The 14229-nt window shown below is 52.7% G+C and carries 12 protein-coding genes, 1 tRNA gene and 1 pseudogene; 7 read left to right on the forward strand and 7 right to left on the reverse strand.

From position 1 onward, the window contains the following. The first annotated feature begins 103 nt into the window (after nt 1-103). On the forward strand, nt 104-892 hold the full coding sequence (phoH, locus tag LH22_RS10560; protein ID WP_034824330.1) for a phosphate starvation-inducible protein PhoH: 789 nt from the start codon (nt 104-106) through the stop codon (nt 890-892). 68 nt (nt 893-960) lie between these two features. Here phoH and LH22_RS10565 read toward each other — a convergent pair whose 3' ends face one another. Both LH22_RS10565 and LH22_RS10570 read right to left on the reverse strand, forming a co-directional pair. Beyond that, complete coding sequence (locus LH22_RS10565) at nt 961-1839, reverse strand: retroviral-like aspartic protease family protein (protein ID WP_052059391.1); 879 nt, start codon at nt 1837-1839, stop codon at nt 961-963. Between the two features lie 89 nt (nt 1840-1928). Beyond that, a complete protein-coding gene (locus LH22_RS10570; protein ID WP_038646399.1) occupies nt 1929-2942 on the reverse strand; it encodes a nitrilase family protein in 1014 nt (337 codons plus the stop codon). Nucleotides 2943-3037: 95 nt separating this feature from the next. Here LH22_RS10570 and LH22_RS10575 point away from each other — a divergent pair, with 95 nt between their 5' ends. Further along, nucleotides 3038-3913, forward strand: a complete 876-nt coding sequence (locus tag LH22_RS10575; protein WP_038646401.1) for a LysR family transcriptional regulator — start codon at nt 3038-3040, stop codon at nt 3911-3913. 64 nt (nt 3914-3977) lie between these two features. Here the strand turns inward: LH22_RS10575 and LH22_RS10580 are convergent. Further along, a tRNA-Ser gene (locus LH22_RS10580) sits at nt 3978-4065 on the reverse strand. A 245-nt stretch (nt 4066-4310) separates the two neighbouring features. On the opposite strand from LH22_RS10580, the gene phoA reads away from it, so the two are divergent. Further along, the gene (gene phoA / locus LH22_RS10585; RefSeq protein WP_038646403.1) at nt 4311-5717 is read left to right on the forward strand and encodes an alkaline phosphatase; all 1407 of its coding nucleotides are present in this window, start codon (nt 4311-4313) and stop codon (nt 5715-5717) included. A gap of 50 nt (nt 5718-5767) precedes the next feature. Here the strand turns inward: phoA and LH22_RS10590 are convergent, their stop codons facing one another. From LH22_RS10590 to LH22_RS10605, 4 genes and pseudogenes are all read right to left on the reverse strand, one after another. Beyond that, the gene (locus LH22_RS10590; RefSeq protein WP_038646406.1) at nt 5768-7084 is read right to left on the reverse strand and encodes an IS4 family transposase; all 1317 of its coding nucleotides are present in this window, start codon (nt 7082-7084) and stop codon (nt 5768-5770) included. A gap of 131 nt (nt 7085-7215) precedes the next feature. Then, a complete protein-coding gene (gene gap, locus LH22_RS10595; protein WP_038646408.1) occupies nt 7216-8226 on the reverse strand; it encodes a type I glyceraldehyde-3-phosphate dehydrogenase in 1011 nt (336 codons plus the stop codon). A 78-nt stretch (nt 8227-8304) separates the two neighbouring features. After that, the gene (locus tag LH22_RS10600; RefSeq protein ID WP_038646410.1) at nt 8305-9282 is read right to left on the reverse strand and encodes a GlxA family transcriptional regulator; all 978 of its coding nucleotides are present in this window, start codon (nt 9280-9282) and stop codon (nt 8305-8307) included. 51 nt (nt 9283-9333) lie between these two features. Continuing rightward, nucleotides 9334-10357: pseudogene (locus LH22_RS10605) on the reverse strand (LacI family DNA-binding transcriptional regulator). 294 nt (nt 10358-10651) lie between these two features. On the opposite strand from LH22_RS10605, the gene LH22_RS10610 reads away from it, so the two are divergent. The 4 genes from LH22_RS10610 to LH22_RS10625 are packed head-to-tail and all read left to right on the forward strand — an operon-like array spanning nt 10652 to nt 14093. Continuing rightward, nucleotides 10652-10972: a PTS sugar transporter subunit IIB gene (locus tag LH22_RS10610; RefSeq protein ID WP_038646412.1), complete on the forward strand. Its 321-nt coding sequence runs from the start codon at nt 10652-10654 to the stop codon at nt 10970-10972. Beyond that, a complete protein-coding gene (locus tag LH22_RS10615) occupies nt 10972-12288 on the forward strand; it encodes a PTS sugar transporter subunit IIC (protein WP_038646415.1) in 1317 nt (438 codons plus the stop codon). The genes LH22_RS10610 and LH22_RS10615 overlap by 1 nt, the downstream gene beginning before the upstream one ends. An 8-nt stretch (nt 12289-12296) precedes the next feature. Then, nucleotides 12297-12629 carry a PTS lactose/cellobiose transporter subunit IIA gene (locus tag LH22_RS10620; protein WP_038650038.1) on the forward strand — a complete coding sequence of 111 codons (333 nt, stop codon included), beginning with the start codon at nt 12297-12299 and terminating at the stop codon, nt 12627-12629. Between the two features lie 30 nt (nt 12630-12659). Next, nucleotides 12660-14093 (forward strand): 6-phospho-beta-glucosidase, encoded by a 1434-nt coding sequence (locus LH22_RS10625; protein ID WP_038646416.1) that lies wholly within the window; start codon nt 12660-12662, stop codon nt 14091-14093. Nucleotides 14094-14229: the final 136 nt, after the last annotated feature.

Genomic DNA, 14229 nt, shown 5'->3' on the forward strand with positions numbered 1-14229 from the left:
GCCAGACCCGGCTTACAAGGAAGCCAAACAAACCTCTAAAGCGTTCAAGTCATCGCCGCGGGTGATCCGCCGCGATAAATGAAACCAACTGTAAGGTGCCACTATGGGAAGACAGAAAGCAGTGATCAAAGCGCGTCGTGAAGCAAGAAGAGTCGTTCGTAGTGATTCTCGCAGTCACCGTCAGCGCGAAGAAGAATCGGTCACTTCGCTGGTGCAGATGGGTGGGTTGGACTCAATTGGCATGGCGCGTGATTCACGCGATCGTGGTCCGATTGAAGCCAGAAATGAAGCTCAAGCGCACTATCTTAATGCCATAGAAACGAAACAGCTGATATTCGCCACCGGTGAAGCCGGTTGCGGTAAAACCTGGATTAGCGCAGCCAAAGCGGCTGAGGCCCTGATCAATAAGGATATCGAAAGGATTATTGTGACGCGCCCGGTTCTGCAGGCGGATGAAGACCTCGGTTTCCTTCCTGGGGATATTTCCGAGAAGTTCGCCCCGTATTTCCGACCGGTATACGACGTTCTGGTTAAACGTCTCGGCGCTTCCTTTATGCAGTACTGCCTGAGGCCTGAAATTGCCAAGGTAGAGATTGCGCCCTTCGCATATATGCGCGGACGTACGTTTGAGAATGCGGTAGTGATCCTTGATGAGGCACAAAACGTCACTGCGGCACAGATGAAGATGTTCCTGACACGCTTAGGCGAGAACGTGACGGTTATCGTCAACGGTGATATCACCCAGTGTGACTTGCCGTCCCACGTCAAATCTGGTCTGGCCGATGCGCTGGCGCGTTTCGAAGAAGACGAGATGATTGGTGTGGTGCGTTTCGACAAAAACGACTGCGTCCGTTCGGCACTTTGCCAGCGCACGCTGCTGGCTTACGGTTAACGATTGAGAAGTTGATTGAGAGTGTAGCGAAGCAAAACCCGGCGCAAGCCGGGTTTTTTTATGGCTGCTCAGCCAGGTTCATTGGCGCGTATCAATAACTGCTGGGCAGGAAAATCGATCAGAACACGATGATGTTGTAAAAAATTAGTGCCTAATAAACCATCCGCCACCATTTTTGAATCAATATCATCCACCAGGGTCGCCGCGATATTTATTTTCCCGGATGTGGCCTGTTTGATATTGATTTGCGTCGCCTGACAACCTTCATCATCCATTTCCGCTATGACTTCTTTGCAAGGAAATACGTTATCTGTTCTATTTAAACGTTTACTCCATAACATTGAGAGTGTTGCACCGGTATCCAGCAGCATATTAAAACTCTCATTATTTTTCATAACCTCAATGATTATGCCTTCATCTGTGATCGTTAAAGGCAGCGTTAACCATTGCTGGCGGTCGATAGTGAAATCGTCCAGCCGATTCGCCACGGTGAACAGGCGATGCGGGTAATCAATCATCAGGACCTTTTGCCGGAAAAGCCCCAATCCGATGACCATACTTTCCGGTCTTTTGCCGTCAGGCTGCAGCGTCAGCCCCCATGGGCTCAGGGAAACACCTTCAACGTTCTCAAAGCTCATGCCATTAACCGAGACATGGTGAAACATGAATTTATCATTCAGGAACACCTCGCCGGTCAGATCGGTGGTGCGCACTTTATCCTTTAACGGCTTTAGCCACGGCACCTGTCGTATAAACGCCGGATCAAAATGGAAAGCAAATGCAGAGCCGGTATCCAGCATAAACTCGCCCTCCTGGCCGTTAATATTCAGCGTGACAATCGGTAATGCACTTTCATCTAATTTAAAGGGGATTTTAATGACTGCTTCAGCTAATGATGTGAACGTCAGTATGAAGATAAAAACCCCATAATGCATGAATCCTTTCATTTGTTTTTTCCTAAGTTGGTATTTACCTCAACCAGATATCTTCAGCGTCGGTATAAATAAAACGCGAAAGGTTTACGCCTCGTGTGGCTTTATGTTTTATCCAAAGATGTTTTATGCGCCATTTTGTGATCGAACACAGGAACATCTTCGGAAAATCGTGCGGTGCGTGCATCCCGCTCATAACCTTGTGGTTCACAGAGCAGGTGATAAAGTTCTGGCCGTCTGCCGTGGATCCAGCGGCGCCCGGTAGACATCGCCAGTAACGAAAGGTCCAGATCGGCGCTCACCAGCGTATCTCTGAATGAAGTGGTTTCGTTGACGATGCGACCATAGGGATCAATTACCATCGCATTGCCGGTGCGGATCTCACCGTTATCCAGTCCTACGCCATTACTGAACAGGATGAACAGTCCATTATCGTGTGCACGCGAGGGCAGCCAGCGCATCAACCAGCCTCGCCCGCTGTCACCCATTAATGCGGCTTCCAGCGCTTCAGGGGCTTGCTGGCGGTTTTCCCAAAGGCTTACAGGGATGGGTTTCATGCCGAAGGGGCTGCGCGAGTGCGTGCCGCCCGTTTGATGTGGCGCAATCAAAATATCGGCACCCAGCAGGGCGGTGACGCGAACGTTATCGGTGAGGTTATTGTCCCAGCAGATAAGAATCGCTATTCGTACACCCCACGGCGTATCAAACACCGTAAATGCATTCCCCTGGGAAATGGATGGATGCTCGAAAGCGTGGATCTTACGATGTACATGGCGTTGACCATCAGGCATGCAAACCGCGTAAGCATTGTAGAGCTGGCCGTTTTGATGCTTTTCAATATAGCCCGCCCCGATCGCCATCTGATAGCGCTCTGCCAGCGCCGCTATCCGTGCCAGTGACGGGCTGTCATCGCTGCGCTCGGCGAGGGCTGCCACTTCATCATGCGATAGCTGAGGCACATGCCAGTAACCCGTGATACACATCTCAGGAAAAGCCAAAACCTGAGTATCTGTCTGAGCGGCCTGATCAATAAACTGTTCCATCAGCGCTAAGTTGTACTGCTTGTCTCCGGCGCGATGACAAAACTGTACGGTGGCAACACGAAGCTGTTTGTTCATGGTGGTTTCTCTCGTAGGGGGATGGCGTGCTATTTCACCAGAGAGAAATCCACCGTGTATAATCACAACTTCGCTCACTTCGATAACCGAATGGAATGGATATTAAACTGCTCCGTGCCTTCGTTACGTTGGCTAAAACCCATGCTTATCACACTGCTGCTGAACAGTTGTGCGTGACGCAACCCGCGCTAACGAAACAAATCCAAACGCTTGAGCACCTTGCGGGTGTCACGCTTTTCCAGCGCGGGCGGCATGGCGCCCGCCTCACTGTGGCGGGAGAGCAGTTTTTGTCCGGTGCGCGGGATATCGTGGAGCGTCATGCGCAGTTTTGTGCCTCGATAGCGGAACGGCAGCAGGGCCAGACGGGAACGTTGACCATTGGATTTGGTATCTCGTCCTTTCGCATGGCACCTGAAAGGGTAGCGGCGTTCCGCACTGCGTATCCTGGCGTGCAGGTGTTATTAAACGACATGCCTTCTGCGGTGCAATGCCAGCAACTGATGGAAGGGCGACTGCAGATTGGATTTGTGCGCTTGCCGGTAACCGAACCGTTGCAAAGTCTTGTGCTGGATGAGGAGCGCTTAGTGCTGGCGATCGCGGCAGACCAGCCTTCCGATCTGGCGGAAGCGAAGGTGTTTATTGAAACTCACCAACTGCTCCAGCTCTCACCCGATCGCGGCAATGGCTTAACGGCTCAGGCGCAGCGCTATCTGTGCGGGCAAGGTTTTCCGCCTTGTAGGGTTGCAGCCGCCGATGATATCCAGACATTGCTGGCACGAGTGGCGGCAGGGGATGGTGTCGCGTTATTGCCGGCGAGTGTGAAACACATCCTTCCTGCTGGCGTCAGGCTATTGCCGCTGGAGGGTGAACATACGCATTGGCAAACAGGTTTGGCCTGGAACGCACAGATCAAAGACCCACTCAGAGACAAGTTCCTGGCGATGGTAATCGGGGATGGCCAGGTAAGTTAATGATGTGGCTGATCTGAAGACAAAAAAAAGCCTGAACTTTCGTTCAGGCTCTTCTTCAAAATGATGGCGGTGAGAGGGGGATTCGAACCCCCGATACGTTGCCGTATACACACTTTCCAGGCGTGCTCCTTCAGCCACTCGGACATCTCACCACATTTTTTCTGCCAACCGCACTGGGTCAACGGGGCGCTACTATAGGGAGTTACCTGAAAACGGTCAAGCCCTATTTTCTCCTTTTGTTCTATCCGCTTAAGCTCTGTGCAGCTTGCTGCATCTCTCGCCGAACTGCGTGTTCTGTCATCAAATTATTCCTTCTCTGCCACAAAAGTGTCACCAGACTGTCGCAGACTTGTCTGCGGAAACATTTGGTTATATTTACTGATAAGGATGCTTATAAATGAAACACATACCTCTTTTCACGGTTTCTCTGCTGGCTTCACTCATCGCAACGTCAGCAGTGGCAGATTCAACAACGTATAGCCGCGCCGCCACCGGTGATATCACCGAACACGGTGGCGCGCGCCGCCTCAGCAGCGACCAGACGGAAGCGCTGAAAGCCTCACTCATCAATACCACGGCCAAAAACGTCATCTTGTTGATCGGCGATGGCATGGGCGACTCGGAAATCACCGCCGCACGAAATCAGGCGATGGGCGCAGGTGGTTTTTTCCCAGGCATTGATGCGCTGCCGTTAACCGGCCAGTACACCCACTACTCGTTAGACAAGAAAACCCACAAACCGAACTACGTGACAGATTCCGCTGCCTCCGCTACCGCCTGGGCAACGGGCACCAAATCTTATAACGGTGCCATCGGCGTAGACGTCAATGGCAAGGATCAGGTCACCATTCTGGAGTTGGCGAAAGCTGCCGGCAAAGCCACTGGCAACGTCTCAACCGCAGAATTGCAGGATGCCACGCCCGCCGCTTTGATGGCGCATGTCACATCGCGTAAATGTTATGGCCCGGAGAAAACCAGCGAACTCTGTCCAACCAATGCGCTGGAGCAGGGCGGTAAAGGGTCGATCAGCGAGCAGATGCTGAAGACTCGTCCAGACGTCACGCTCGGCGGCGGGGCGAAATCGTTCACGGAAAGCGCCAAAGCTGGTGAGTATCAGGGAAAAACCCTGCGCGAGCAGGCTCAGGCGTTGGGCTTCCAGCTGGTCGATAACCTGGATGGCATGAATGCCATCCAACAGGCCGACCAAAGCAAACCGGTACTGGGTCTGTTCTCCGACGGCAATATGCCGGTTCGTTGGCAAGGGCCAAAAGCCAGCTATCACGGCAACATTGATAAACCCGTAGTGACCTGCGAAGTGAATAAAGATCGCCCGGCATCAACACCGACACTGGCGCAGATGACCAAAAAGGCAATTGATTTGCTGAGCACCAATGAGAAAGGTTTCTTCCTGCAGGTGGAAGGCGCGTCGATTGATAAACAGGATCACGCAGCAAACCCATGTGGTCAGATTGGTGAAACCGTGGATCTGGATGAGGCCGTGCAGCAGGCGCTGGCCTTTGCACGCGAGCATGGCGATACCCTGGTGGTGGTGACGGCTGACCATGCGCACAGCAGCCAGATTATTGAAAATGGCAGCAAAGCGCCGGGCCTGACGCAGGCGGTGAACACCAAAGATGGTGCGGTCATGACCATCAGCTACGGTAACTCTGAAGAGGATTCTCAGGGGCATACCGGCACACAGTTGCGTATCGCGGCCTATGGTCCTTATGCGGCTAACGTGGTGGGCCTGACCGATCAGACGGACTTGTTCTTTACGCTGAAGGATGCAATGGGCATTAAGTAACTGCGCCCGTCAGCAACGAGAATCCCCGCATTAGCGGTAATGCTTGTCAGTTAAGATCTTAATGGAGGCCGCAACGGATAACGTTGCGGCTTCTTTTTTACCGCCCTTGGGTAATGCCGCACTCTTCTTTCCGGCAGCACCAGCCCTGGCGCCATCGCCATTACCTCTTCCATTATCCGCGGTATTTTTCCCGGTGAGATGCCCGGTAGCAGGCTCAGATGACTTCTCAGATACAGTGCGGACTGCTTAAAACTCATCTGATAAGGTTCCACACCTTTCAGGCTGTACGCCATCTGCGCCATCATGAACCTCAGAAGGTTATAGGCCAGGACCACGCCCCACAGCTCCTGACGCACAAGTTCTGGCTTTTTGCTTCTCAGCGTCAGCTCATTATTCAGCAGGTGTTGTTTCATCTCGCGGAACCCATGCTCTATTTCCCAGCGATGGCCGTATAAATCCACGACATCTGCTTTGGGATACCTCAGGGGATCGCACATGGATGTCAGGATTTGAACCGTTTTTCCGTTGAGTTCTTTGCTGATAAGCCTTGCCGTCAGCGTGTCCGCAGCTCCCTGCCATTTTTTCTTCGCCTGCGGCGACAGCTGTAATTCCACCAACGCCTGCCCGGCCCCTAAGCTACGGACTATACGGTACTGTGCTCCTTTGCGCAGCGGCAGCATCCAGTGTCTTTCCGTTCCCGCTGACTGCCAGGCGTGCAGCAGACCCAGCGCGTAAAAACCTTTATCAAAGAGGGTCAGAGAGTGGTCGGGGGTCTGTGGGATAAGCTGAGCGGCAAGATCGGCTTCGCCGGCAGCTGAGACGCTGTCGAACGCTGCTGCTGACAGCAGGTGACTGGTGACTTCCATCTGACAGACCATTCGCACCTGCGGCCACTCAGAGCACTTATTAATATTGGCCGTTCGCCCGAAGGCGGCATCATTCTCTGGTGTGTCAGGGGTACGCCATACGGTGCCATCCACCGCCATCAGAGTCAGTCCGTTCCAGTGCGACAGCGGTGTCTTTTCAAACCACAGGCGCTGCGTTTTCTCAAACATTAACCGGATAACATCTTCTCCAAATCGCTGCCGGGCCTGCACAACCGCGCTGGGCGCAACAAAGGGCCTTTTCCCCGGCAGAAGGATATCCAGGTGTGAGACGAGCTGAGTCATCGAATGGGAGCGAAAAAGTGCCATGCCCGTCACTGCCCAGACCATCATTTCCATCGACAACCTGCGCTTACGTAACGTTACTGTCCCGGTATCCGCGAGACACTCGTCAATAAGTTCAGGAGAAAGGAGATCAGAAAGCGTCGAGAACTCCTGAGGAGTAAAGTTATGAACAATATCGAGAGCCTGACTGAGAAGCATAAAAAAATCCGTAATCCCTGAGAGATTACGGATTCTTGCAGAACTGTTGGATCGTTCAACCGATCATTTTTGTCTTAACTGATCGGCATTACGCATTAGCGGGGATTTTTTTAGTTGAGGAGGAGGGCGAATTACAGGCCGCGCTGTGCCATGAGACGTGCTAAATCCACCAGTCGATTTGAGAAGCCCCACTCGTTGTCGTACCAGGCAAGAATTTTCACCAGGTTGCCGCCAATCACCAGCGTGGAAAGGCCGTCGATGATGGATGAACGAGGATCGCCCTGATAATCACTGGAAACCAGTGGTTCATCGCTGTAACCGAGAATCCCTTTCAGCGGACCTTCTGCTGCTGCGGCTTTAAAGGCATCATTGACCTCCTCGGCGGTGACATCGCGTTTAAGCGTCACGGTTAAGTCGACAATCGACACCACCGGCACCGGTACGCGCAATGAATAGCCCGTCAAACGCCCATCCAACTCGGGGATAACACGGCCCAACGCTTTAGCCGCGCCGCTTGAATAAGGCACGATTGACAGCGCCGCCGCGCGCGCGCCGCGCAGATCTTTCTCCGGCTGATCGTGCAGTACCTGGCTATTAGTATAAGCATGAGTGGTGTTCATCAGACCATGCTCAATACCGAAGGCCTGATGGAGAACCTGTGCAGCCGGGGCTAAGCCGTTGGTGGTGCAGCTGCCGTTGCTCACGACGAAATGCTGTTGAGGGTCGTAGCGCTGATCGTTCACGCCCAACACTATCGTCAAATCATCGTTTTTACCCGGCGCGGAGATAATGACGCGTTTCGCGCCACCGCGGGTGATATGCACCGCTGCTTTGTCACGTTCAGTGAAGAATCCGGTGGCTTCGATAACAATATCGACACCCACATCGCTCCAGCGAATATTGGCCGGATCTCGTTCGCTGAACACGCGTACTGGCTTACCATCAATGCGCAGTTCAACTTCACCCGCTTCCACTTCTGCAGGCAGTCGACCCAGCAGAGAGTCGTGTTTCAGCAGATGCGCCAGCGTTTTGCTGTCGGTGAGATCGTTAATCGCCACAATCTCAATATCATCACTGCCCAGTGCGGCGCGGAATACGTTACGTCCGATACGGCCAAAACCGTTAATGCCTACCTTGATCATTATTGACTCCTTATCCGAAGTGGTTGCAGTCAATGTAGGACGATGTGGGATTGGCGTAAACGACAAAAAAGGATCACTTTACGCCATTTTACGGCAGTGAAAGCGTTGGCGATATTCACCGGGCGTGAGATGCAACTGGCGCTCAAAACTGCGGCGCAAATTGATGCTGCTGCCAAATCCGGTGTCGAGGGCGATGCGTTCCAGCGTCGCGCGGCTCTGCTCCAACAATTCGCGTGCGGCAGCCAGTCGCGCCTCTGCGACATAGCGCGCCGGTGACGCACCGGTTTCACGGGTGAATACGCGGGTGAAATTGCGTGGGCTCATCGCGACACGTTCGGCCAGCTTCTCAACCGACAGATCTTCCGCCAGGTTGGCGCGTATCCAGCTTTGCAGATCGTGGATCGGGCCGGTGCTGGTTTGTTGTAGCTGGTAGCGGCTGAACTGCATCTGTCCGCCGGGGCGGCGCAAATACATCACCATATCCTGAGCGATATCGCGTGCCACGCTGAAACCGAAGTCTTCCTCAACCAGCGCCAGCGTGAGATCAAAGCCGGAACTCACGCCACCGGACGTCCAGATTGGGCCATCCTGGATGTACAGCGGGCCACCTTCCACCTGGACGCGGGGAAAGCGGGTTTGCAGCGTTTCCAGCAGACGCCAGTGTGACGTGGCACGGCGTCCATCCAGCAAACCCGCTTCAGCGAGCAGCATCGCGCCACCACAAATTGACACCACACGCCGGGCCTGCGGAGCCGCCAGCCTGATGAAATCCACCACCATGTTGCCCTCTTCGACGCTGTCACCGCGTCCGGTAATCATGATGGTATCCCAGGCGGTGCGGGGATCTACTTCGGCCAGCTTCAGGTCAGCCAGCAGGTTGAGGCCCGACTGACCGTGAATCACCTGATGCGACTGCGTGGTGGCGATACTGACACGATAACGTGGCTGATCGACGCCAACGGGCAGGTGTAGGTTGGCGTGCATCAGGATGTCGGCAATACCGGCGGCTTCAAACAGCATGCCGCCATCGGGGACGATAACGAGAAAGTGCTTCATGGCGAAAAATGCTCATCGTGGCAAAATAAGCCAGATTATCGCACGGTAGCGTTATTTTTGCTGGTAATACGGTCCCTGGGTGATCGAATTACGCAGCACCAGTCGGCCCGGCATCAGTGGCTGCGCCGTCACGCTTTCACCATCCAGCATTTTAGACAGTTGCGTTAACGCGCTCGACACCATCTCAGCAACCGGAACATGCACCGTGGTTAACGCCGGCAGGAGATAGGGCGCAACCGGGATATCATCAAAGCCCAGTAAGGAGACGTCCTGCGGGATGCGCAGACCCGCGTTGTGCAAGGCGCAGGCGGCGCCAATCGCCATATCATCATTGCTGGCGACAATCGCGGAAAATCTCACTTTACGACGTAACAGTGCTTCAACCGCCAGTTGCCCACTGGCGCTGGTCCAGCAGCCGTCCAGCATCAGGTTTTCGTCGTATTCAATGCCATTTTCTATCAACGATGAAATATAGCCTTTCAGGCGACTTAATCCGGTGTGAGAGCTGCCCATCCCTTTGATAAAAGCGATCTCGCGGTGGCCCTGAGCAATTAAATGATTCACAGCGTTGAGGGTGTCATTTTCGTGGTCAGCACACACCGAATATTGCGGATGCTGCTTCAAACGGCGGTTTAACACGATTAACGGCTTACTCATACCAGGAATAAGTGCATCAATATCTTCCACGCTTAAATAGCGCGGATAGATGATCACGGCATCGCAATAGCTATCGATCAAAAAGTTTATGGCTTTACGCTCTTGCTGCGCATTGTGTTTACCATCGCCCAGCACCAGTTGTGAGCCGAGTTTTTTCCGTCATGGTCGCGGCCTGGAATAACAGCTCGGTGAAAAAAGGACCATTGTAAAGCGTGTTGGGCACCATCAGACCAATACTGTGCGAACGGTTGGTCGCAAGACTTCGTGCCAGCAGATTAGGACGGTAATCCATCTCATCTATGGCCAGCATCACCCGATCCCGCACCGTTTTAGACACATAAGCATGGCCAGCCAGCACCCGTGACACCGTGGCTTTTGACACACCTGCGCGTTTTGCGACATCAAGCATTGTCGTCATTTATCTTCCTTCTCAGCGTTCTCGCGCATTGTAGCGCAAAAGCTCAATCTGAAAACCGCAGAGTGAGGCTCTTCTAACCGATAACGTTTTTTCTCATTATCATCCGATTTCATCACATATTTAAAAGGCTAACATAAAAATAATATGAAACCGGTCTCAGATTAATCATATTTTCACTCTTTAAATAAGGTTTAACGGTTTGAGTTATGGATCACAAAAAAAACAAATTGAATCTGTAACCGGTTGCAGAAACGGTTCTCGGCGCGTAATTATTTAAAAAAAACGGAGGGTATCATGGTGAAAATTCTATTGTGTTGTTCCGCAGGTATGTCAACCAGCATGGTGGTACAAAGAATGCAGAAAGCCGCTACGCAGCTGGGTTTAGAAGCCAAAATTGATGCCGTTGGCATGGAAGAGTTCAATGAAAAAATCGCGGAGTATGACTGTTGTCTGTTAGGTCCGCAGATCAAATATAAGCTGGCAGATTTCGAACGCCAGGCGCAGGAATATCACAAACCGGTCACCGTCATTAACACCATGGATTACGGGATGTTAAATGGCGAAAAAATCCTGAAGTCGGCACTCGCCCTGATTGATGCCAATAAGGGGGCATGATGAGTACACTGGCTGACTCTTTATTTGGCGTGATTGAGAACCGCATCAGTCCGATTGCAGCACGACTCTCCTCGCAACGGCATGTGGTGGCCATCAAGGACGGATTTATTGCCTCGATGCCGTTCCTGATTGTCGGTTCATTTATGCTGCTGTTCTCACATCCTCCTTTCAGTCAGGACAGCCAGTGGGGCTTTGCCCAGTGGTGGCTGGGCATGGTGAAGCAGTACAACGACCAGCTGATGATGCCCTACAACATGACGATGGGCATCATGGCGGTGTTTATCACTGGCGCAATTGCCTACAACCTGGCGCAAAGCTACAAACTCAATGGCCTGATGGCGGCGCTGCTGTCGCTGATGACCTTTTTGGTGGTGGCTGCACCGGAAAAGGATGGTGCGTTATCCGTGGCATCGCTGGGCGGGGAAGGGATATTCTCCGCCATCCTGATCAGTCTGTACTGCACGGAAGTGATGCACTGGCTGGTGAAATACAACATTGGCTTCAAACTGCCAGAACAGGTGCCACCGAAGATTCGTCAGTCGTTTGACCTGCTGATCCCCATTATGGTGATTTTCCTGACGCTTTATCCGCTGAACCTGTTTATGGAGAGCCACTTTGGCTTACTCATTCCTCAGGCCATTATGTCGGTGTTTGCGCCAATCATCTCCGCAGCCGATTCACTGCCCGCCGTGCTTATCGCCGTCTTGCTCTGTCATCTGCTGTGGTTTGCCGGTATTCACGGTGCGGCGATTGTCGGTGGGATTTTACAGGCATTCTGGCTGAGTAATCTGGGGCTGAACCAGGAAGCGCTAAATGCCGGCCAGGATATTCCTAAGATCTTTATCGAGCCGTTCTGGCAATTCTTCATCACCGTGGGCGGTTCGGGCGCCACCATGGGCCTGGTGATTCTCTATCTGCGCAGCCGCTCCGCGCATCTGCGCGCCATCGGCCGCCTCGGCTTTGTACCCGGTATGTTTAACATCAATGAGCCGATTATTTTCGGTTCGCCGGTGGTGATGAATCCGCTGCTGTTTATTCCCTTTATCACCACGCCGTTGATCAACGCGGTTATCGCCTGGACCGCCACCCGCACCAACTTGATCAACCACGTCATTTCGCTGGCACCCTGGACCACGCCGGGACCAATTGGTGCCGCCTGGTCAACTGGCTGGGACTGGCGCGCGGTAGTGCTGGTGGCCTTCCTGATTTGTTTATCCACGCTGATTTATTACCCGTTCTTCAAACTGTATGAACGCCAACTGCTTGCGCAGGAAGAAGAGATGGCGCAGGAACAACTGGCAGAGGAGATGAAGTAATGCAAGAGATGCAGGAAATGGAAAGCACGGTGATGGAGCTGATTATTCATGCCGGTGAAGCCCGTTCATCATCGATGCAGGCACTGCAAGCAGCCCGAAAACACAACTGGCAGGAAGCCGATGCGCTGCTGGCCAGTGCCCGAGATGCCGCACGCGAAGCCCACAAAATTCAAACCGCCTTAATTGGTGCGGATGAAGGCTGCGGCAAGATTCCCGTCAATCTGATTATGGTGCATGCGCAGGATCATCTGATGAACGCCATGCTGTGCCGTGATTTAGTCGAAGAGCTGATTTATCTGCATCGTCAGGTGCAGGCGTTGTCGAAAACCCACGTGCAGTAAGACGCTGTTAATCACATAAAAGGATGGATTATGTCTCAGTTACCGGCTGATTTTTTATGGGGCGGCGCCGTTGCCGCGCATCAGGTTGAAGGTGGATGGAACGAAGGAGGTAAAGGACCGAGCATCGTCGATGTGTTAACGGGCGGTGCGCATGGGGTTGAACGTGAAATTACCGATGGGATTGTCGAAGGGAAACACTATCCCAACCATCAGGCCACTGATTTTTATCATCACTACAAAGACGATATCGCGCTGTTTGCCGAAATGGGTTTTAAGTGCTTCCGTACGTCGATTGCCTGGACACGCATCTTCCCGAAAGGCGATGAGCAACAACCTAACGAAGCGGGCCTGCAGTTTTACGACGACATGTTTGATGAGCTGCTCAAATATGGCATCGAACCGGTGATCACGCTGTCGCACTTCGAGATGCCATTGCATCTGGTGAAGGAGTATGGCGGCTGGCTCAATCGTGAGTTGATCGATCTCTTTGTGCGCTATAGCGAAGTGGTGATGAAGCGTTACAAAGGCAAAGTGAAATACTGGATGACCTTTAACGAGATCAACAACCAGCGTAACTGGCGCCGCCCGCTGTTCGGTTACAGCAACTCAGGGGTGATTTTCACCGAACATGAAAAGCCGGAAGAGGTGATGTATCAGGTGCTGCATCATCAGTTTGTGGCCAGTGCCAAAGTGGTGAAGCTGGGGCATCAAATCAATCCTGAATTTAAGATCGGTTGCATGCTGGCGATGGTGCCGCTGTATCCGTGGTCATGCCATCCTGATGATGTGATGTACGCGCAAAAATCGATGCAGGAACGTTATCTGTTTGGCGATGTGCACATGCGCGGCGCCTATCCGTCGTACATCTTGAAAGAGTGGGCGTTGCGCGGTTTCCACATTGAGATGGCAGCGGAGGATGCACAAACACTGCGTGAAGGCTGCACCGATTATCTCGGCTTTAGCTATTACATGAGTAATGCCGTGGAGTATGCCAGTGCGACCCGCATGGACAGCGCACTCGAGGCTTTCCCTGGCAGCCGAAAAAATCCACACGTGCAGGCGTCAGATTGGGGATGGCAGATTGATCCAGTTGGTCTGCGCTACACGCTGAACGCGCTGTATGAGCGTTATCAGAAGCCGCTGTTTATTGTGGAAAATGGTTTTGGCGCCGTTGATCAACGTGAGGCCAACGGTGAGGTAAATGATGACTATCGTATTGCCTACCTGCGTGAACACATCGAGCAAATGAAAAAAGCTGTACTGGAAGATGGCGTGGACCTGATGGGCTTTACGCCCTGGGGCTGCCTCGATTGCGTCTCTTTTGGTACCGGCCAATACAGCAAGCGCTACGGTTTTATTTACGTGGACCGCAATGACGATCAAACCGGCGATTTTTCGCGCTCGAAGAAGAAAAGTTTTGCCTGGTATAAAAAGGTCATCGCCTCGCAAGGTGAAGCGCTTTAAGTCGCATTGCCCGGGCAGGAGGCCCGGGTAAAACAGATGTGTCATCTCTTCTTCAGTAAATATCCTTTCCAGCCTGCGCAGGCAGGCTGAATAAATAACATGAACCTGAGCCAGGAAAAATATCATCCATGCGGTG

Origin of the sequence: Pantoea rwandensis, assembly GCF_000759475.1 — a bacterium.
In the GTDB taxonomy this organism is placed as follows: domain Bacteria; phylum Pseudomonadota; class Gammaproteobacteria; order Enterobacterales; family Enterobacteriaceae; genus Pantoea; species Pantoea rwandensis_B.